At 60.2% G+C, this 1,846-nt stretch carries 1 protein-coding gene; it reads right to left on the bottom strand.

The features are described from left to right. The coding region (locus ACTIFF_RS17740) for a PQQ-dependent dehydrogenase, methanol/ethanol family (RefSeq protein WP_439538028.1) at nucleotides 1-1,255 on the bottom strand (1,255 nt) is incomplete at its 3' end. Nucleotides 1,256-1,846: the final 591 nt, after the last annotated feature.

Below are 1,846 nucleotides of genomic sequence, written 5' to 3' on the forward strand. Positions count from 1 at the left end.
TGAACGAAGCCGGCTGCTGGTCCTTCGAACCCAGCGCGGCCGGGCAGATGCCCTTGCTGTTCACATCTTCGCCGTTCTGACGGGTCGAGTACTTGGCAACCACTTGCGGACGACCGGTGTTCATGTCGACGTGCGTGGCCCAGTTCACCTTCGGGTCAAACTTTTCGGCGGTCAGCAGCTCGCCGGTCACACGGTCCATCGTGTAGCCGAAGCCATTACGGTCGAAGTGCACCGCAACCTTGCGCTTCTTGCCCTTGACGTCCACGTCGGCCAGGATGACTTCGTTGATGCCGTCGAAGTCCCACTCGTCGTGCGGGGTCATCTGGTACACCCAACGGGTCATGCCGGTGTCGACATCACGTGCCCACAGGGTCATCGACCACTTGTTGTCGCCCGGACGCTGCGACGGGTTCCACGTCGAGGGGTTGCCCGAACCGTAATACATCAGGTTTTCCTGCGGGTCGTACGAGTACCAGCCCCAGGTCGTGCCGCCACCGATCTTCCACTGGTCACCCTGCCAGGTCTTGATCGACGAATCCTTGCCCACCGGCGCCATCTTGCCGTTGGTCCAGGTCATCGTCTTTTCCGGGTCCATCAGCATTTCGGCGTCGGGGCCGGTGCTGAAACCCTTCCACACCTGCTTGCCGGTGTTGATGTCGTAGGCAGCCACGAAGCCGCGGACACCGAATTCACCGCCGGAAATACCGGTGATGACCTTGTCCTTGAACACGTGCGGGGCGTTCGTGTTGGTCGCGCCAACCTTCGGGTCGCCGTTCTTGACCGACCACAGCACCTTGCCCGACTTGGAGTCGAGAGCAACGAGCGTCGTGTCGGCCTGCTGCAGGAACACCTTGCCTTCGGCGTAGGCGAGACCGCGATTGACGGTGTCGCAGCACATCACCGGGATCACTGACGGATCCTGCTTCGGCTCGTACTTCCACTTGATCTTCTGGGTTTCCAGATCGATCGCGAACACCTTGTTGGGGAAGGGCGAGTGAACGAACAACGTGTCGCCGATCACCAGCGGACCACCTTCGTGACCGCGCAACACGCCGGTCGAAAAGGTCCAGGCGACCTTCAGGTCCTTCACATTCTTCTTGTTGATCTGGTTCAGGGTGCTGTAGCGCTGATTTTCGAAGTTGCCGGCCTGCATGGCCCAGTTCTTCGGATCCTTGATCAGCTTGGCGACATCGGCGTTGGCCAATGCGGTGCCCGGGATGGCAAGTGCGGCGACCCACAGGGGCAGTGTTTTCATCTTCATGGAAATAGGCTCCTCCTCATTCCGACCAAAAAGCCAAAGCCTCGAGTAGAAGGCTTCGGCCGCTATTCCCGGCGACGTCCATAAGTGGCACTGAGCGTCGGGGTAATGAAGATATAGCACACGATTTTTGAACAGCGGGAAGTTTTCCCCGCCTCGTCCTAAAATTTTAAACTTGACAAACTGGTTAAAAATCGCTCCAGCTTGCCAAGCTTGGCTTCTGCGGCCGTCGGAAGCCTCGCGCGTGGCGCGCTGCAACATGGCGAAAATCGCTGTATGTTGCACTGCGCAACGCGAACGGATCAGTGGGTCACGCATGTTTCCGGCGCATCGGCGGGGCCGGAAACGAAAACCGGCACCGGCGTTTTCACGCGGTGCCGGTCCTCAGACCTTCCGGAACGCACCGTCTGCGCGTTCCGCCCGATGCACGATTACGGCAGTGCGAAAACGGTCATCGTGCCGCCCAGTTCGGTGTAGGAAGCCAGTTCGGCGTAACCCCCCACAGCACCCAGACCGTCGGTCGGCTTTTCGAGACCGGCTGCGAGGCCGATGCCGGCCCAACCGCCGATACCCGACAGGATGCCGATG

The sequence above is a fragment of the Methyloversatilis sp. genome (assembly GCF_051861465.1).
In the GTDB taxonomy this organism is placed as follows: Bacteria; Pseudomonadota; Gammaproteobacteria; order Burkholderiales; family Rhodocyclaceae; genus Methyloversatilis.